We start from the raw sequence: 16,660 nt of genomic DNA on the forward strand, positions 1-16,660 counted from the left end.
ACTTCATCAAGCCCGATTTGAGCGCCCTTTCCCTCGTCCTGCTGCTGCTCGGAGCCTCGGTTCTCGCCGTGGTTATCTTCCGTCGTTTCAACTTGCCGCCGGTGCTTGGCTACCTGGCGGTCGGCAGCATGATCGGGCCGCACGCGTTCAACCTGATGTCGGACATCCATCGCGCCGAATACATCGCCGAATTCGGCGTCGTCTTCCTGATGTTCTCAATCGGCCTCGAATTCTCCCTGCCGAAGCTTTACGCGATGAAACGCATCGTCTTCGGGCTGGGCTTGCTGCAGGTGCTGTTGACCATGCTGGTCGTGCTGCTGCTGGTGATGGCGCTGGGCATCGGCTGGCAACTGGGGATCGCGCTGGGCGCGGTGTTCGCCATGTCGTCCACGGCGGTGCTGAGCAAACTGCTGGCCGAACGCATGCAGCTCGATTCCGTGCATGGCCGGCAGATCGTCGGCGTGCTGTTGTTCCAGGACCTGGCCGTGGTGCCGCTGCTGGTCCTGCTGCCGTCGCTGACCGAATCGCCGGAAAAACTGGCGATGCTGATGGGCGTCGCAATGCTCAAGGCGGCGGCGGTGCTGGCGCTGATCCTGGTGTTCGGCCAGAAGCTGATGCGCAAGTGGTTCCATTTCGTCGCCCGCGCCAAGTCGGCCGAGGTGTTCGTCCTCAACGTGCTGCTCATCACCCTCGGCCTGGCGACGATCACCGAGCACGCCGGCCTGTCGCTGGCGCTGGGCGCCTTCGTCGCCGGCATGCTGATCGCCGAAACCGAGTTCCGCATGCAGGTGGAAGAGGACATCAAACCCTTCCGCGACGTGCTGATGGGGCTTTTCTTCGTCACCATCGGCGTCAAGCTCGACCTCCATATCCTGGTCGGCCTGTGGTGGCAGGTGATGCTGGTGCTGGTCCTGCTGCTGGTGATCAAGGCGCTGATCGTCGGCCTCCTGTCGTGGAAGCTCGGCGCCTCCTCCGGCAACGCCATCCGCTCGGGATTGTGGCTGTGCGCCGGCGGCGAATTCGGCTTCGTGCTGCTCGGCGTCATCACCCACCTGCCCAAGGGGATCGAGCAGGTGGTGCTGACCGCGCTGGTGCTGTCGATGCTGATCGCCCCCTTCATCGTCCAGTACAGCGAGCGTTTGGTGATGCGCTTCGTCGCCAGCGAATGGTTGCTGCGCTCGATGCAGGTGACGCAGATTGCCGCCCAGTCGATGACCTCGGAGAAGCACGCGATCCTCTGCGGCTTCGGGCGCAACGGCCAGTACCTGGCGCGCTTCCTGGCCCAGGAAGGGATACAGAGCATCGCCCTCGACCTCGATCCGGACCGCGTGCGCGAGGCGGCGGGCGGCGGCGAAAGCGTCGTCTTCGGCGATGCCGGGCGCAAGGAGGCGTTGATGGCGGCCGGCCTGATGCGCGCCAGCGTCGTCATCGTGACGATGAGCGACACCCAGCTGGCCGAAAAGGTCCTGCATCACGTCCAGGAAATGCGCCCCGACCTGCCGGTCGTGGTCCGTACCGCCGACGAGAAGGACATGAACCGGCTGGCCAGCGCCGGCGCCGCCGAAGTCGTCCCGGAAACGCTGGAGGCCAGCCTGATGCTTGCTTCGCACGCGCTGGTCCTGGTCGGCGTGCCGATCAACCGCGTATTGAAGCGCATCCGCCAGGTGCGTGGCCAGCGCTATCGGCTGCTGCGCGGCTTCTATCGGGGCTTCACCGATCGGGACGATGACGACAACAGCCAGTCGCGTCTGCATTCGATCTGGTTGACGCCTGGCGCCGCGGCGATCGGTCAGACGCTCGGCGAACTCGGCCTGGAACTGCTCGGCTGCGAGGTCAGCGCTATCCGTCGGCGCGGTATCCGCGCTCTCGAACCGGCGCCGGAGACCCGGCTCGACGAAGGCGACGTCGTCGTCGTGCTCGGTACGCCAGGCGCCGTGGCGGCGGCCGAAGACCGCCTGCTCAAGCGTTAAGGGCGCGCGTCGTCGGCAGCTCGCTGCATCAAGCTTCCGGCTTGTTCCTGGCGCGTACGCGGCGGTTGGCGCTCGGGGTGACGACCTGCTGCATTTCCTCGCCAACCCGGTCCACCTGCTCGATGGCCGCCGCATTGATTTCGTGCAGGGTCTGCTCCGCCCCGTTCAGCGTGTTGCGCAGCGCGTCGAGGACGATCACGGTTTCCCATGGGCTGCTGCGGCCGGCGCGCCGCAGGTAGGCGAAGACGATGCCGTCGACGATGCGGACCTGCGCCTCGCTACCTTGCAGCCAGGCCTTGTGGGCCTCGCCGAGAAGTTGCAGCGACTGGTCGAGCAGTTCGCCGACGCGCGGCAGGGCGTCGAGCCAGAGCGTGGCGGGGAACTGGATCAGCGCGTCGAGCTGGCCGTGGGCGAGCTGACTCCAGCGGCGGCTGGCGTGTTCGATGCCCTCCCGGCCGGCGCCGGTGGCGATCTGGCAGGCGCGCTGGCTGGTGGCCAGGTAGTGCGAGGAGAGGGCAAGCAGGTTGCCGAGCGCCTGCTCGCGGCTGGCGGCGATTTCCTGGGCGGACAAGAACATGGGGCGCTCCCGGCTGTCGAATGCCGGCAGTCTGGCGCCCCGATGTGACAGGCCGATGACTCAGCCGATGCGGCGCACGCCCTCGCTGGTGCCGAGCAGCAGCAGATCGGCCGGGCGCATCGCGAACAGGCCGTTGGTGACGACGCCGACAATCTGGTTGATCTTCGCTTCCAGGCCTTTCGGATCGTGGATCAGGAGGCCGCGGACGTCGACGATCTGGTTGCCGTTGTCGGTGACGAAGCCCTCGCGCAGTTGCGGCAGGCCGCCGAGTTTCTCGAGTTCGCGGATGACATGGGCGCGGGCCATCGGGATGACTTCCACCGGCAGCGGGAATTTGCCCAGCGTGTCGACCAGCTTCGAGGCGTCGGCGATGCAGACGAAGCAGTCGGCGACGGCGGCAACGATCTTTTCGCGGGTGAGTGCGCCGCCGCCGCCCTTGATCATGTTGAGGCCATCGTCGATTTCGTCGGCGCCGTCGACATAGACGGGAATCCGGCTGACCTCGTTGAGGTCGAGCACCGGGATGCCGTGGCCGGCAAGGCGCTGGCGGGTTGCCTCGGAACTGGCGACGGCACCGCCGATGCGGTCCTTCAGCGCAGCCAGCGCATCGATGAAGAAATTGGCCGTCGAGCCGGTGCCAACGCCGATGATGGCGCCGACCGGCGTGCTTTCCGCAACATGATCGGCAGCGGCCTGGGCGACCGCCTGCTTGAGTTCGTCCTGGGTCATGGGGGGGCTCCTGGGATGGTTTGCCGCGATTCTACTGTCAAAAAAGTTTAACCACGTGACAGTTTGAAATCCTCTAAACTGGATATACCGTTTTTAGGGAGAACCCGCAGTGACTACCAAAGAAAATCCTTCCCCGTCCCCCGTCGTCCAGCCTGCCGAAGCCGTAGGCACCGCCGCAGCACCCGCGTCGGCACCGGCCAAGGCACCGGCCAGGGCCCGTGCGCCGCGCAAGACACCGTCGGTCGAACAGACCGTCGCCAAACACCAGCAGGCGCTTGCCGAAGCGCTGGAAAAGGCCGAAGCCATCAGCTACGACCCGCCTCAGGCCCCGAAGGCGGCAAAGCCGGCCAAGGCCACCGCCAAGACCAAGGCGGAAAAGGTCGAGAAAGTCGAAAAGCCGGCCAAGCTGAAGAAGCCGCGGCTGGTACGCGACAGCTACGCGATGCCGGAAACCGAATACGCGCAGATCGCCGTACTCAAGAAGCGGATGGCAAGCTTGGGCAGCGAAGCCAAGAAGAGCGAACTGCTGCGCGCCGGCATCGCCGTTCTGGCTGCCCTCAACGACGCCGAACTGCAGGCGGTGATGGGGCGCATCGAGCGGATCAAGACCGGGCGGCCGGCGAAGAAGTGAACTCCGGGGCTGGCCGGCCTGCTTACTGGCCGGCCTCGAAGCGCAGGTAGGCGCGATTGACGTTGCCCCGGTGCAGATCGGCGAAGTTCTTCAGGCCGGCGAAGGCCGGGGCATCCTGCAGCGCGGCGACGGCAGCGTCGACGCCGGCCATTTCCTCGGCCAGCTTCCGGCCACCGTCGACCAGGAAAGCCAGGTAGTCGCCGGTTTCGCGTTGCGCCTGCGCCACGTCGCAGACCCGGCCGTGACCGGGAACGATGCGTTGCGGTTGCAGGGCAATGGCTTGTCTGAAAGCCTTGAGCCAGGTTTCGGCGTTGCTTTCAGGCAGGATGCCGAGCAGGCGGTCGACGTAGATGTGATCGCCGGAGAACAGGATCTTCTCCTGCGGCAGCCAGACCACGGCATCGCCGGCAAAGTGGGCATGGCCGAAGTAACGCAGCTCCAGCGTCCGGCCGCCCAGCGTCAAGGTCTGGGTATCGCCGGCCAGCGGCTGGGCGGCGGGCGCGGGGGCGGTGCCCTCCATCTGTTCCTTCAGGTCGCGGCCCAGCGCTTCGATCTGTCCCTTGCCGAGACGGGTTTGCGTCGTCGCCGTGCGTTGCAAGGCGATGATCTGTGCGCCCTGGGCGGCGAAGTAAGCGTTACCCAGCCAGCGATGGTCCTGGGCACCGGTATTGATCACCCATTTGACCGGCTTGCCGGTCAGTTTTCTGGCCTCCATTTCAAGGACCCTGGCGGCGACGGCCGAGGCCCCGGCATCGATCAGGATCGTCCCCGCCGCTGTGTCGATCACGCCGTAATTGGCGTTCAGGCCGTGGTTTTCGTACAGGCGGCCGCCGGTCTGGCCGATCAACGCGAAAACGCCGTTGCCCAGGGCGTCGACCGTGAATACGGCCTCGGCACGAAGCGTCTGGGCGAACAGCATCAAGGCGCCAGTCAGCGCCAGCAATATCTTCTTCATTGTCTCTTCCTCCTCCGTTGGGGTTTTATTCGTTTACAACCAGCTACTGATCTTGGCCCGATCCGGGATGCCGCCAGCGTGTACCACCTTGCCATCGACGACCACTCCCGGTGTCGACATCACCCCGTATTTCATGATCTCCGGCAAATCTTCGACCTTGCTCAGGGTAATGGCGACGCCTTTTTCGGCGGCGACTTCCTCGATCAGTTTGACCGTGTTGCGGCAGTTGGCGCAGCCGGTGCCGAGCACCTTGATGTCTTTCATGCTTTTTCTCCCTAGAGGACGAGGTTGAACACGTAGCCGACGAGCAGGATGCCGGTGGCGACGACGCCAGCGAAGGTGGCGATGAGGGTGGGTTTGAGCGCCTTGCGCAGGATGATCATCTCCGGCGCCGAGAGTGCGATGACGCTCATCATGAAGGCGAGCACGGTGCCGAGCGCGGCGCCCTTGCCGATCAGTGCCTCGACGATCGGGATGATGCCGGCGGCGTTGGTATACATCGGCACGCCGAGCACGACGGCGGCCGGCACCGCCCACCAGGCATCCTTGCCCATGAACGAAGCCATGAAATCTTCCGGCACGTAGCCGTGGATGCCTGCGCCGAGCGCAATGCCGGCGAGGATGTAGGGCCAGACCTTGGCGACGATCTCGCGCACATGGCGCCGGCCGGCGGCAAAGCGCGCCGGCCAGCCGTTCGACCCGTCGTCGTTCCAGGTGGCTTCGCCGCGCTGGATCTGCTGCACCCAGTCTTCCAGGTGGCGTTCCATCTTCAGGTGGCCGATGACCAGCCCGGCGACGATGGCGACCAGCAGGCCGAGTCCCAGGTAGAGCGCCGCGACCTGCCAGCCAAAGAGGCCGAAGAGCAGCGCCAGCGCCACTTCATTGACCATCGGCGCCGAGATCAGGAAGGAAAAGGTCACGCCGAGCGGCACGCCGGCTGACAGGAAACCGATGAACAGCGGCACCGCCGAGCAGGAACAGAAGGGAGTGACAATGCCGAGCAGGGCCGCGAGCATGTTGCCGACCCCCTGGCGGCGGCCGGAAAGCAGGGCGCGCGTGCGTTCCGGCGCGAAGAAGGTCTGTACCACGCCCATCAGGAAGACGATGCCGGTGAGCAGCAGGAGCACCTTGGGCGTGTCGTAGAAGAAGAAATGCAGCGCCTCGCCGAAAGGCGTCCTGCGGTCGAGGCCGAAGCCGCCGATCAGGCTTTCGGCCAATGGGCTCAGGTTCTGGTAGAGCGCCAGCCAGAGGGCGCTGCCGACGGCGATCAGGCTCAGCCAGCCGGCGGTGGTGGAAGGTTGTCGCAGGAGGGTCATGATGTTTTCCGGAACGGCGTGGTCAACCGTGTAGACGGTTATCCCGGAAAAAAGACGCAGCTTCGGCTGGTTTTATTCAAGCGGTGGCCGCGGGACGAAGCCGGCGACCTGGCCGTCCTCGTCGAAACAGACCTGGCAGCCCTCGACCAGTCGGGCACGCAGCCGCTGGCGCGCCCGTTGCAGGCGCGACTTGGCGCCGGAGAGTGAAATACCGAGCCGCTCGGCCAGCGCCTGCTGCGGCAGGCCGCCGATGTCGCACAACTCGATCGCCAGTCGGTCGGCCGCGGCCAGCTCGCCGAGGGCGCGCGGCAGGCACTGGCTGAGCAGATCGACCGGTGCCGGCGTCTCGCTTTCGGCGGCGGCCAGGTCGTCGCCCAGTTCGCCAAGCGGCCGCCGGGCGCGCAGGCGGTCGGTCAGCGCGTTGCGGGCGACCTGGAAGAGCCAGGCGCGCGGGTTGTCGAGGGAGCAGAAGGCGTCGCCCTGACGCAGCGCGCGCAGGAAGACTTCCTGCAGCAGATCGTCGGCCTCGGTGTCGCCGTCGAGCCGGTGGCGCAGCCAGCCGTGCAGCTCGCCGCGCGTCTCGCGCCAGGCGCGGGTCAGGCAGGGGCGGTCGTCAGACATCCAACTGGCGCAGGCCGGCGCTGCCGACCGGGGCTTCGGCCAGCCAGGGAATCAGCGCGCAACGCGGCGACAGGCTGTCGGCGACGCGCCGGATGTAAGGGATTTCGTAAGCGCCGCGCAGGGCGAGCAGCGGGTCGCGGCTGCCACTGGCCAGCAGGCTCTGCTCGATGACCCAGGCCCAGGGCTGGATGCCGGCCCGGGCGAGGTCGCCTTGCAGGCGCTCGGCTTCGTGTACCGGCGTCGCTTCCGGCAGGGTGACGATCAGCACGTGGGTGAAGGCCGGGTCGCGCAGGCGCGGCAGCAGTTGGGTCACGGCGGCCGGCATTTCGCCGCGCGTGCGCAGCACCTCGCGGTGGTAGGCCTCGGCGGCGTCGAGCAGCAGGATGGTGTGGCCGGTCGGCGCGGTATCGAGGACGACGAAACCGTCGTTGCCGCGATCGACCTCACGGGCAAAGGCGCGGAAGACGGCGATCTCCTCGGTGCAGGGCGAGCGCAAATCCTCTTCCAGCAGCGCCAGCGCACTGTCGTCGAGCGCGCCGCGCGCCTTGCTCAGCACCTCTTCGGTGTAGGCCGCGACTTCGGCGGTCGGGTCGATGCGGCTGAGCGAGAGGCCGGCAATTTCACCATCGACCGCCGCCGCGACGTGCGCCGCCGGGTCGGTGGTGGTCAGATGCACCCGGTGGCCGCGGCGGGCCAGCGCCACGGCAACGGCGGCAGCGACCGTCGTCTTGCCGACGCCGCCCTTGCCCATCGTCATCACGACACCGCGTCCGGCGCTGGCCAGTTCGTCGATCAAGGCAGCGAGACCGCCCGGCAGCTTCGTGCTCGTGGCCGGCGCTACCTCGGGCGCGGCGGCCGGGGCGGGGGCGACGATGGCGCGCAGGGCGGCCAGGCCGACCGTGCCGCGCGGCAGGAAAGGGACGACCCGCCGGGGCAGGGCACCCAGGCCGCCTGGCATGGCGAGCAGCGCTGCGCTGCTGCGCTGTTCCATGGCGAGGGCGACGGGGTCGTTGCCGGCGGCATAAAACAGGCCGTTGATCGCCAGTTGCAGGTTGGCAACGCCCAGTTCGGCCAGTTCGTGGCGCGTCCGTTCGGCTTCGCGCAGGGCGGCGGCGTCGGCCCGGGCGACCAGGACGACACGCGTCCGTGCCGGATCGGACAGCCGCTCGACGGTGGCCGCATAGAGCGCTTTCTGTTTCTCCAGGCCGGCCAGCGGCCCGAGACAGGAGGCGCCGCCGTGGCTGCTGTCGATGTAACCACTCCAGGCCGAAGGCAGCGTCAGCAGGCGCAGTGTGTGACCGGTCGGCGCCGTATCGAAGATGACGTGGTCGAAGTCGGCGGTCGACGCCGGCTCGCCGAGCAGTTTGGCGAACTCGTCGAAAGCGGCAATCTCGACCGTGCAGGCGCCGGAGAATTGTTCTTCCATGCTCTGGATCGCCGCCGCCGGCAGGATGCCGCGGTAGGGCGCGACCATCCGCTCGCGGTAGGCGGCCGCCGCCGCTTCCGGGTCGATGTTGAGGGCGCTCAGGCCAGGCACGCCGCGTACCGGCGTCGGCGTGCCGGCGAGTGGCGTTTCCAGGACTTCATCGAGGTTGGAGGCGGGGTCGGTGCTGACGATCAGCACGCGTTTGCCGGTTTCGGCCAGGGCCAGGCCGCTGGCGCAGGAGAGCGAGGTCTTGCCGACGCCGCCCTTGCCGGTGAAGAAGAGGTAGCGTGGCGCCTGGTCGAGATCGAGCATGGGTTTTCCTCAGCAGCAGCCGGATTTCGGCGAACAGCAGGACTTTTTCGGCGCCTCTTCGCTGCTGCCCAGGGTCAGGCCGAGTTTCTGCGCCAGTTGGGCGCGCGTCGGATAAAGGCCGCTGCTGACGATCTTGCCGTCGATGGCGACGATCGGCAGGCGGTCGATGCCGGCTTCCATTTCCTTGACCACCGCCGGATTGGCAGCGAAGGCCTGCGGCTCCTGGCCGAGGTTGTAGCGCAGGACGGCAACGCCTTGCTCGCCGACCCAGGCGAGGTCGGCGGCGAACTGGACCAGCACGGGATCGACATCGACGCCGCAGACGCCGGTCGAACAGCACATGGCGGGATCGTAAACTTCAAGTTTCTGCATCTTCTTCTCCTCGTTTCAAAGGGATTTTTCGTACCAGGTCTTGGTCGAGTTGACCATCTTCACCAGCCATAGCATCACCGGTACCTCGATCAGCACGCCAACTACGGTGGCCAGCGCGGCGCCCGAATCGAAACCGTAGAGCACGATGGCGACGGCGACCGCCAGTTCGAAGAAGTTCGAGGCGCCGATCATCGTCGCCGGACCGGCAACGTCGTGCTGGACGCGAAACTTGTGGCAGAGCCAGTAGCCGATGGCAGCGATCAACAAGCCCTGGAGCAGGATCGGCACGGCCAGCATGGCGATGATCAGCGGCTGGCGGACGATGGCCTCGCCCTGGAAAGCGAAGAGCAGAACCAGCGTTGCCAGCAGCGCCACGATGGTGAACGGGCCGATCCGTTCGATGGCCCGCTTGAAGGCCGCTTCGCCGCCGCGCAGGAAATGCTTGCGCAGCCCCTGGGCGATGGCCAGCGGAATGACGATGTACATCACCACCGACAGCAGCAGCGTGTCCCACGGTACCGGGATGGCGGAGACGCCAAGGAGCAGCGCGACGATGGGGGCAAACGCGAAGACCATCACCAGATCATTCAGTGCCACCTGCGAGATCGTGAAGTTGGCGTTGCCCCGGCACAGGTTGCTCCACACGAAGACCATCGCCGTGCACGGCGCCGCGCCGAGCAGGATCAGGCCGGCGATGTAGCTGTCAAGTTGTTCAGCCGGCAGGTAAGGGGCAAAGACGTAACGGATGAACAGCCAGCCGAGCGCCGCCATCGTGAACGGCTTGATCGCCCAGTTGACGAACAACGTGATGCCGATGCCGGCCTTCTGGTCCTTTACTTCATGGATCGTCGCGAAATCGATCTTCATCAGCATCGGTACGATCATCACCCAGATCAGCAAGCCGACCGGCAGGTTGACCTGGGCGACTTCCATTCCGCCCAGGGCCTGGAAGGCACCCGGGAACCACTGACCGAGCAGGACGCCGGCGACGATGCAGAGCACCACCCAGAGACTGAGCCAACGCTCGAAAAAGCCCATCGGGGCACCGGCCGCCTGTTTCGCGGCAACGCCGCATTGCGCGCTCATTGTTCGCACTCCTGGTGAATCCGCTGTGCCGCCATCTTGATTTCGGCGGCGCTCATGGTTTCCAGCGGCAGTTGCAGGAAAGCCTCGACGCGCTGGCGCAGCACTTGGTAAGCGCGCTCGAAGGCAGCCTGGCGGGCCGCCAGCGGTTCGACGTGGGCCGGGTCGGCGATGCCCCAGTGGGCGGTGGTCGGATGGCCGGGCCAGATCGGGCAGGTTTCGCCGGCCGCCGAGGCGCAGACGGTGAAAATGTAGTCGATGGCCGGCGCGCCGGGGGCGGCGAATTCATCCCACGATTTGCTGCGCGCTTCGGGCAGCGGCACGCCATGGCTTGCCAGGGTTTCGAGCGCGACCGGATTGACCGTGCCGGTCGGCTGGCTGCCGGCCGAAAAGGCGCGGATGCGACCGCCGCCAAGGTGGTTGAACAAGGCCTCGCCGAGGATGGAGCGGGCGGAGTTGCCGGTGCATAACACGAGAACGGTTTTCATCCGTCGTTCCTCAGCTCTTTTCGCGGCCGATACCGTCGAGCTTGTCCTGCAGCGCCATCGCGTCGAGCTTGTCGATCGGCAGGGCAAGGAATAGTTCGATGCGTCGTTTCAACTGGATGCTCGCCTTCATGACCGCTTCGCGCCGTGCTTCGTCATCGCCGCCGACGGCGGCCGGGTCCTCGACACCCCAGTGGGCGGTCATCGGTTGGCCGGGCCAGACCGGGCAGACTTCGCCGGCCGCGTTGTCGCAGACAGTGAAGATGAAGTCGAGGCGAGGTGCGTCGGCACTGGCGAATTCGTCCCAGCTCTTGCTGCGCAGTTGCGCGGTCGGCAAATGCTGACGTTCGAGCAGTTCGCGGGCGTAGGGATTGACCGTGCCGGTCGGCCGGCTGCCGGCCGAGTAGGCGCGGAAACGCTCTTCGCCGAGGTGGTTGAGCAAGGCTTCGGCCAGGATGCTGCGCGCCGAATTGCCGGTGCACAGGAAAAGCACGTTGTAGATGCGGTCGTTCATTTGGGGATCTCCGTCGGGTAAGGGGGGCGGGCGGCGTTTCTCGATGCTGTCGCAGGCGCTCGTCAGCGGCAGGCAGTTGCTGCCCTGGCAGCAGTTGTGGGTGAGGAAGGCGAGCAGTTCGTCCATTGCCGGGTAACAGGCGGAATAGATGATGCTGCGCCCGTCGCGCCGGCTTTCGATGAGGCCGACCCGGCTCAGGTGGGCGAAATGAAAGGAAGCGGTGGCCCCCGCCAGGTCCAGCGTGCGCCCCAGCGCACCGGCGCTCAGGCCGGCGGGGCCGGCTTCGACGAGCAGGCGGAAGATGGCGAGCCGGGATTCGTTGCCGAGGGCGGCGAGCTTTTCGGTGGCGGTTTTGATTTCCATATTTCCAATAATATCGAAATGCGAAGCGAAATTTTATTTCGCTGAGGTGACATTTTTTTGACGAAAAAATTGCGCCAGGGTCTTTGTCATCCGGCTGTAACAAAAGCTTCCTAGACTGCGTTCGTCCATTTCACCCACAGAAGGAACCAGACATGTTGCAATCCCGTATCTTCCGCGCTTCCCTGCTCGCCCTGTCGCTGGGCCTCGCCGGCTTCGGCGCCCAGGCCGCCGAAATCACCGGTGCCGGCGCTTCCTTCCCGGCCCCGGTTTACGCCAAATGGGCCGATGCCTACCAGAAGGCGACCGGCAACAAGGTCAATTACCAGTCGATCGGCTCCGGCGGCGGCATCAAGCAGATCAACGCCAAGACCGTCGATTTCGGCGCCTCCGACATGCCGCTCAAGCAGGAAGTGCTCGACAAGGACGGCCTGGTCCAGTTCCCGACCGTGATCGGCGGCGTCGTGCCGGTGGTCAACGTGGTCGGCGTCAAGGCCGGCGACCTCCGCCTGACCGGCGAAATCGTCGCCGACATCTACCTCGGCAAGATCACCAAGTGGAACGACAAGGCGATCGCCGAACTGAACCCGAACGTCAAGCTGCCTGGCGACGACATCGCCGTCGTTCGTCGCGCCGACGGTTCGGGCACCACCTTCATCTTCACCAACTACCTGTCCAAGGCCAGCAGCGACTGGAAGAGCAAGGTCGGCGAAGGTACGGCCGTGCAGTGGCCGACCGGCATGGGCGGCAAGGGCAACGAAGGCGTTGCCGCCTTCCTGCAACGCATCCCGAACTCGATCGGTTACGTTGAATACGCCTACGCCAAGCAGAACCACCTGGCCTGGACCTGGCTGAAGAACCCGGCCGGCGAATTCGTCCGTCCCGACGACGACAACTTCAAGGCCGCCGCCGCTGGCGCCGACTGGAGCAAGTCGGCCTTCGGCGAAATCCTGACCGCCCAATCGGGCAAGGGTGCCTGGCCGATCAGCGGCGCCACCTTCATCCTGATGCACAAGGTTCAGGACAAGCCGGCGCAGGCCGCTGAAGTGCTGAAGTTCTTCGAATGGTCGTACAAGAACGGCGCCAAGCTGGCTTCCGACCTCGACTACGTGCCGCTGCCGGATAGCCTGGTGAAGCAGATTGCCGCTTCCTGGGCCAACATCAAGGACGCTTCCGGCAAGGCCGTCAAGTAAGCGGGGCCAGCGTTGAACCGGACGCCTCCGGTCCTAGTGGCTGGAGGCGTTTTCTTTCGCGCCGGGCGCGAAAAACCGCAAGACCCTTAATCGATACGGACATTCGTCATGAGTGAAACACAAGCCAAAGGGCGACTGGCAGACCTGTTGTTCTTCAACCTGACGCGCACGGTGGCGTTCATCACCCTGGCCCTATTGGGCGGGATCGTGATTTCGCTGACCTGGAGCGCCCTGCCGTCGATCGAGAAATTCGGCTTCAGCTTCCTGACCAGTTCGGCCTGGAATCCGCCGGCCGACGATTTCGGTGCTTTGGTGCCGATCTACGGCACCATCATCACCTCGATCATCGCGCTGGTCATTGCCCTGCCGATCAGCTTCGGCATCGCCCTCTTCCTCACCGAAATGGCGCCGACCTGGCTGCGCCGCCCGCTCGGCATCGCCATCGAACTGCTCGCCGGCATCCCCAGCATCGTGTACGGCATCTGGGGCCTGCTCGTTTTCGCGCCGATCTTCGGCCAGTACGTGCAACCCTTCATCGCCCAGACGCTGGGCAAGCTGCCGCTGATCGGCGCGCTGTTCTCCGGGCCGTCGCTCGGCATCGGCATCCTCGCCGCCGGCATCATCCTGGCGATCATGATCATTCCCTTCATCGCCTCGGTGATGCGCGACGTCTTCGAGCTGGTGCCGCCGATGCTCAAGGAATCCTGCTACGGCCTTGGTGGCACGACCTGGGAAACGGTGAGCAAGGTGGTCCTGCCCTACACCCGGGTCGGCGTCATCGGTGGCGTCATGCTCGGCCTCGGCCGCGCCCTTGGCGAAACGATGGCGGTCACCTTCGTCATCGGTAACGCCAGTCTGCTCGGCAGCTTCTCGCTGTTCATGCCGGGCAACAGCATCACCTCGGCGCTCGCCAACGAATTCGCCGAGGCGACGCCCGGTCTGTATACGGCGGCGCTGGTCGAACTCGGCCTGATCCTGTTCGTCATCACCTTCATCGTGCTCTCGCTGTCCAAACTGCTGCTCCTGTCGATGGAAAAGCAGAACGGCGGCGGCGCCCACTAAGGAATCGGTCATGGACCTGAGAACCCGTCGTAAAACCACCAACGTCATCGCCCTCGGCCTGTCGCTGGCGGCCATGGCCTTCGGCCTGTTCTGGCTGATCTGGATCCTCTGGATGGTCTTTGAACAGGGCATCGGCGCCCTGTCGCTCGATCTGCTGACGCTCGACACGCCGGCACCGGGCAACGCCGGCGGCCTGCGCAACGCGATCTTCGGCAGCCTGGTGATGGTCGGCCTGGCGATGCTGATCGCCACGCCGGTCGCCATCCTCGCCGGCATCTACCTCGCCGAGTACGGTCGGCGCACGGTGCTCGGCCAGGTGACGCGCTTCGTCAACGACATCCTGCTGTCGGCGCCGTCGATCGTCATCGGCCTCTTCATCTATGCGATCTACGTCGCCCAGGTCGGCAAGTTCTCCGGCATGTCCGGCGCGCTGGCCCTGGCCCTGCTGGTGATTCCGGTCGTCGTCCGCACCACCGAGGACATGCTGATCCTGGTGCCGAACGCCCTGCGCGAAGCCGCCTTCGCGCTTGGCGCGCCGAAGTGGAAGGTGATCCTGATGGTCACCCTGCGCTCGGCCAAGACTGGTGTCATCACCGGCATCCTGCTGGCGCTGGCGCGCATCTCCGGCGAAACCGCCCCGCTGTTGTTCACCGCCCTGTCCAACCAGTTCTGGAGCGCCGACCTGTCCGAGCCGATGGCCAACCTGCCGGTCACCATCTTCAAGTTCGCGATGAGCCCCTTCGCCGACTGGCAGGAACTCGCCTGGGCCGGCGTCTTCATCATCACGATGGGCGTGCTCTTCCTCAACATCCTGGCGCGCGTCGTCTTCCGCCAGCAATCGGCCAACCACTGAGACGCAGATCAACTCTTATGGAATCCATCATGATGCCCGTCGAACCCGTCGTTCAGAAACTGACCTCCGAGATCAGCATCCGCAATCTCAACTTTTACTATGGCAAGGCCATCGCCCTCAAGAACATCAACCTCGAGATCTACAAGGGCAAGGTCACCGCTTTCATCGGCCCCTCGGGCTGCGGCAAGTCCACGCTGCTGCGCACGATCAACCGCATGTACGACCTTTACCCGGGGCAGCACGCCGATGGCGAACTGATCGTCGCCGGCAAGAACATCCTGGAAAAGGGGGTAGATACCATCGAACTGCGCGCCAAGGTCGGCATGGTCTTCCAGAAGCCGACGCCGTTCCCGATGTCGATCTACGAGAACATCGCCTTCGGCGTGCGCATGCACGAGAAGCTGACGCGCAACGAGATGGACGACCGGATCGAATGGGCGCTGACCAAGGCGGCGCTGTGGAACGAGGTCAAGGACAAGCTGAACAAGCCTGGCACCGGTCTTTCCGGCGGCCAGCAGCAACGCTTGTGCATCGCCCGCGGCGTCGCCGTCAAGCCGCAGGTGCTGCTGCTCGACGAACCGACCTCGGCGCTCGACCCGATCTCGACGATGCGCATCGAGGAACTGATTCACGAACTGAAGCGCGAGTTCACCATCGCCATCGTCACCCACAACATGCAGCAGGCGGCGCGGGTGTCTGACTACACCGCCTACATGTACCTGGGCGAGCTGGTCGAATTCGGCAAGACCGACGAGCTGTTCATCAAGCCGCAGGACAAGCGCACTGAAGACTACATCACCGGCCGCATGGGCTGATCGGAGACCAGAAATGAACGAAACCCTGCATGTATCCAGCCAGTTCGACGAGGATCTGGCGCGTCTGCGCACCCACGTGCTGCAGATGGGCGGCGTTGTCGAAACGCAGATTTCGGCGGCGATCGAAGCCTATTCCAGCGGCGAGGTGGCGAGCGTCAAGACCATCGTCGAGACCGACCGCCGGATCAACCAGCTCGAGCGCTCGATCGACGAGGATTGCGCCCACATCATCGCCCAGCGCCAGCCGGCGGCGTCCGACCTGCGTCTGGTGCTCGGCATCAGCAAGATCGTCACCGACCTCGAACGGACCGGCGACGAAGCCAAGAAGATCGCCAAGAGCGTCCGCCGCATCTACGAAGCCGGCCATCAGCCGACGCAATACGGCATCGGCATCCGCCACCTTGCCGAAGCGGTGCTGGCGCTGGTGCGTCGCTCGCTCGACGCCTTCGCCCGCCAGGACGCCGCCCAGGCAATCGAGGTGATCCGCGCCGACCAGGACGTCGATCTCGAATTCAAGTCGATCATCCGTCAGTTGATCACGCATATGATGGAAGACCCGCGTACCATTACGACTTCGCTCGAAATCATGGCCATCTCGCGGGCCATCGAGCGTATCGGCGATCATGCCAAGAACATTTGCGAACAGGTGATCTACGTGGTTGAAGGCCGCGACATCCGTCACGACAAGGAGGCGATCAAGTGACACCGACGATACTGGTCGTCGAAGACGAACCGGCCATCCAGGAACTGGTTGTCATCAACCTCAAACACGCGGGCTTTCTCGTCGTCCGCGCCGGCAGCGCCGAAGAAGCCGATTCGGCGATTCGCGCCGCGCTGCCCGATCTGATCGTCCTCGACTGGATGCTGCCCGGCCAGTCCGGCGTCGCGCTGGCCAGGAAGCTGCGCGCCGACGAGCGGACGCGCGAGATTCCGATCATCATGCTGACCGCCCGCGTCCATGAGGAAGACAAGGTGCAGGGTCTCGACGCCGGCGCCGACGATTACGTGACCAAACCCTTCTCGCCCAAGGAACTGGTGGCTCGGGTGCGCGCCGTGCTGCGCCGCCGTGCCCCGCATCTGGCGGGTGAAGCGGTCGAGGTTGGCAGCCTGCAGATCAATCCGGCGACGCACCGGGTGGTCGCCGCCGGCCAGTCGGTCGATCTCGGTCCTACCGAGTTCCGCTTGCTGTTCTTCTTCATGACCCACGCCGAGCGCGTGTACACCCGCGCCCAACTGCTTGACGAAGTCTGGGGCGACCACGTCTTCATCGAAGAACGCACGGTCGATGTGCACATCCGCCGCCTGCGCGCCGCGCTTGAGCCGAGTGGTCATCATGAACGGGTGGAGACGGTGCGCGGTACCGGCTACCGGTTCCGGGGAGCCTGA

At 65.4% G+C, this 16,660-nt stretch carries 19 protein-coding genes; 8 read left to right on the forward strand and 11 right to left on the reverse strand.

Annotated features, from left to right (window positions below; translation table 11 throughout):
- Window positions 1-17 precede the first annotated feature (17 nt).
- A complete protein-coding gene (locus ACLIIZ_RS05680; protein WP_416691152.1) occupies window positions 18-1,970 on the forward strand; it encodes a monovalent cation:proton antiporter family protein in 1,953 nt (650 codons plus the stop codon).
- A 28-nt stretch (window positions 1,971-1,998) separates the two neighbouring features.
- Here the strand turns inward: ACLIIZ_RS05680 and ACLIIZ_RS05685 are convergent, their stop codons facing one another.
- Window positions 1,999-2,547 carry a hypothetical protein gene (locus ACLIIZ_RS05685; protein WP_416691153.1) on the reverse strand — a complete coding sequence of 183 codons (549 nt, stop codon included), beginning with the start codon at window positions 2,545-2,547 and terminating at the stop codon, window positions 1,999-2,001.
- Between the two features lie 60 nt (window positions 2,548-2,607).
- Entirely contained in the window at window positions 2,608-3,276 is a 669-nt protein-coding gene (rpiA, locus tag ACLIIZ_RS05690; RefSeq protein ID WP_416691154.1) for a ribose-5-phosphate isomerase RpiA, read from the reverse strand.
- 109 nt (window positions 3,277-3,385) lie between these two features.
- On the opposite strand from rpiA, the gene ACLIIZ_RS05695 reads away from it, so the two are divergent.
- The gene (locus ACLIIZ_RS05695; protein WP_416691155.1) at window positions 3,386-3,907 is read left to right on the forward strand and encodes a hypothetical protein; all 522 of its coding nucleotides are present in this window, start codon (window positions 3,386-3,388) and stop codon (window positions 3,905-3,907) included.
- A gap of 22 nt (window positions 3,908-3,929) precedes the next feature.
- Here ACLIIZ_RS05695 and ACLIIZ_RS05700 read toward each other — a convergent pair whose 3' ends face one another.
- The 9 genes from ACLIIZ_RS05700 to ACLIIZ_RS21230 all read right to left on the reverse strand — a co-directional run bounded on the left by ACLIIZ_RS05700 (window position 3,930) and on the right by ACLIIZ_RS21230 (window position 11,354).
- The gene (locus ACLIIZ_RS05700; protein WP_416691156.1) at window positions 3,930-4,862 is read right to left on the reverse strand and encodes an MBL fold metallo-hydrolase; all 933 of its coding nucleotides are present in this window, start codon (window positions 4,860-4,862) and stop codon (window positions 3,930-3,932) included.
- Window positions 4,863-4,895: 33 nt separating this feature from the next.
- A complete protein-coding gene (locus tag ACLIIZ_RS05705; protein WP_416691157.1) occupies window positions 4,896-5,126 on the reverse strand; it encodes a thioredoxin family protein in 231 nt (76 codons plus the stop codon).
- Between the two features lie 11 nt (window positions 5,127-5,137).
- Window positions 5,138-6,178 carry a permease gene (locus ACLIIZ_RS05710; RefSeq protein ID WP_416691158.1) on the reverse strand — a complete coding sequence of 347 codons (1,041 nt, stop codon included), beginning with the start codon at window positions 6,176-6,178 and terminating at the stop codon, window positions 5,138-5,140.
- Between the two features lie 72 nt (window positions 6,179-6,250).
- Window positions 6,251-6,799, reverse strand: a complete 549-nt coding sequence (locus ACLIIZ_RS05715; RefSeq protein ID WP_416691159.1) for a sigma-70 family RNA polymerase sigma factor — start codon at window positions 6,797-6,799, stop codon at window positions 6,251-6,253.
- Window positions 6,792-8,537 (reverse strand): arsenical pump-driving ATPase, encoded by a 1,746-nt coding sequence (gene arsA / locus ACLIIZ_RS05720; protein ID WP_416691160.1) that lies wholly within the window; start codon window positions 8,535-8,537, stop codon window positions 6,792-6,794. The genes ACLIIZ_RS05715 and arsA overlap by 8 nt, the downstream gene beginning before the upstream one ends.
- A gap of 9 nt (window positions 8,538-8,546) precedes the next feature.
- Window positions 8,547-8,909 (reverse strand): arsenite efflux transporter metallochaperone ArsD, encoded by a 363-nt coding sequence (arsD, locus tag ACLIIZ_RS05725; RefSeq protein WP_416691161.1) that lies wholly within the window; start codon window positions 8,907-8,909, stop codon window positions 8,547-8,549.
- Window positions 8,910-8,924: 15 nt separating this feature from the next.
- The gene (gene arsB, locus ACLIIZ_RS05730; protein ID WP_416691162.1) at window positions 8,925-9,995 is read right to left on the reverse strand and encodes an ACR3 family arsenite efflux transporter; all 1,071 of its coding nucleotides are present in this window, start codon (window positions 9,993-9,995) and stop codon (window positions 8,925-8,927) included.
- Window positions 9,992-10,480: an arsenate reductase ArsC gene (locus ACLIIZ_RS05735; protein WP_416691163.1), complete on the reverse strand. Its 489-nt coding sequence runs from the start codon at window positions 10,478-10,480 to the stop codon at window positions 9,992-9,994. Before ACLIIZ_RS05735 ends, arsB begins: the two co-directional genes overlap by 4 nt.
- 10 nt (window positions 10,481-10,490) lie before the next feature.
- Entirely contained in the window at window positions 10,491-11,354 is an 864-nt protein-coding gene (locus ACLIIZ_RS21230) for an arsenate reductase/protein-tyrosine-phosphatase family protein (RefSeq protein WP_465221436.1), read from the reverse strand.
- Window positions 11,355-11,506: 152 nt separating this feature from the next.
- On the opposite strand from ACLIIZ_RS21230, the gene pstS reads away from it, so the two are divergent.
- From pstS to phoB, 6 genes are all read left to right on the forward strand, one after another.
- Window positions 11,507-12,544, forward strand: coding sequence for a phosphate ABC transporter substrate-binding protein PstS (gene pstS, locus ACLIIZ_RS05750; RefSeq protein WP_416691164.1), 1,038 nt, complete (start codon window positions 11,507-11,509; stop codon window positions 12,542-12,544).
- 108 nt (window positions 12,545-12,652) lie between these two features.
- Window positions 12,653-13,606: a phosphate ABC transporter permease PstC gene (gene pstC / locus ACLIIZ_RS05755; RefSeq protein WP_416691165.1), complete on the forward strand. Its 954-nt coding sequence runs from the start codon at window positions 12,653-12,655 to the stop codon at window positions 13,604-13,606.
- 10 nt (window positions 13,607-13,616) lie between these two features.
- Window positions 13,617-14,459, forward strand: coding sequence for a phosphate ABC transporter permease PstA (gene pstA / locus ACLIIZ_RS05760; protein ID WP_416691166.1), 843 nt, complete (start codon window positions 13,617-13,619; stop codon window positions 14,457-14,459).
- A gap of 29 nt (window positions 14,460-14,488) precedes the next feature.
- On the forward strand, window positions 14,489-15,274 hold the full coding sequence (gene pstB / locus ACLIIZ_RS05765; protein ID WP_416691167.1) for a phosphate ABC transporter ATP-binding protein PstB: 786 nt from the start codon (window positions 14,489-14,491) through the stop codon (window positions 15,272-15,274).
- A gap of 13 nt (window positions 15,275-15,287) precedes the next feature.
- On the forward strand, window positions 15,288-15,977 hold the full coding sequence (gene phoU, locus ACLIIZ_RS05770; protein ID WP_416691168.1) for a phosphate signaling complex protein PhoU: 690 nt from the start codon (window positions 15,288-15,290) through the stop codon (window positions 15,975-15,977).
- Entirely contained in the window at window positions 15,974-16,660 is a 687-nt protein-coding gene (gene phoB / locus ACLIIZ_RS05775) for a phosphate regulon transcriptional regulator PhoB (protein ID WP_416691169.1), read from the forward strand. The genes phoU and phoB overlap by 4 nt, the downstream gene beginning before the upstream one ends.

The sequence above is a fragment of the Azonexus caeni genome, assembly GCF_048146105.1.
Taxonomy (GTDB): domain Bacteria; phylum Pseudomonadota; class Gammaproteobacteria; order Burkholderiales; family Rhodocyclaceae; genus Azonexus; species Azonexus aromaticus_B.

Bases quoted from the DNA above. Each gene is read 5' to 3' on its own strand.
- pstC (WP_416691165.1), top strand. From the start codon at position 12,653: ATGAGTGAAACACAAGCCAAAGGGCGACTGGCAGACCTGTTGTTCTTC.
- ACLIIZ_RS21230 (WP_465221436.1), bottom strand. From the start codon at position 11,354: ATGGAAATCAAAACCGCCACCGAAAAGCTCGCCGCCCTCGGCAACGAA.
- arsB (WP_416691162.1), bottom strand. From the start codon at position 9,995: ATGAGCGCGCAATGCGGCGTTGCCGCGAAACAGGCGGCCGGTGCCCCG.
- ACLIIZ_RS05735 (WP_416691163.1), bottom strand. From the start codon at position 10,480: ATGAAAACCGTTCTCGTGTTATGCACCGGCAACTCCGCCCGCTCCATC.
- pstA (WP_416691166.1), top strand. From the start codon at position 13,617: ATGGACCTGAGAACCCGTCGTAAAACCACCAACGTCATCGCCCTCGGC.
- ACLIIZ_RS05685 (WP_416691153.1), bottom strand. From the start codon at position 2,547: ATGTTCTTGTCCGCCCAGGAAATCGCCGCCAGCCGCGAGCAGGCGCTC.
- ACLIIZ_RS05710 (WP_416691158.1), bottom strand. From the start codon at position 6,178: ATGACCCTCCTGCGACAACCTTCCACCACCGCCGGCTGGCTGAGCCTG.
- ACLIIZ_RS05715 (WP_416691159.1), bottom strand. From the start codon at position 6,799: ATGTCTGACGACCGCCCCTGCCTGACCCGCGCCTGGCGCGAGACGCGC.
- pstS (WP_416691164.1), top strand. From the start codon at position 11,507: ATGTTGCAATCCCGTATCTTCCGCGCTTCCCTGCTCGCCCTGTCGCTG.
- ACLIIZ_RS05700 (WP_416691156.1), bottom strand. From the start codon at position 4,862: ATGAAGAAGATATTGCTGGCGCTGACTGGCGCCTTGATGCTGTTCGCC.
- arsA (WP_416691160.1), bottom strand. From the start codon at position 8,537: ATGCTCGATCTCGACCAGGCGCCACGCTACCTCTTCTTCACCGGCAAG.
- arsD (WP_416691161.1), bottom strand. From the start codon at position 8,909: ATGCAGAAACTTGAAGTTTACGATCCCGCCATGTGCTGTTCGACCGGC.
- rpiA (WP_416691154.1), bottom strand. From the start codon at position 3,276: ATGACCCAGGACGAACTCAAGCAGGCGGTCGCCCAGGCCGCTGCCGAT.
- phoU (WP_416691168.1), top strand. From the start codon at position 15,288: ATGAACGAAACCCTGCATGTATCCAGCCAGTTCGACGAGGATCTGGCG.
- pstB (WP_416691167.1), top strand. From the start codon at position 14,489: ATGATGCCCGTCGAACCCGTCGTTCAGAAACTGACCTCCGAGATCAGC.
- ACLIIZ_RS05705 (WP_416691157.1), bottom strand. From the start codon at position 5,126: ATGAAAGACATCAAGGTGCTCGGCACCGGCTGCGCCAACTGCCGCAAC.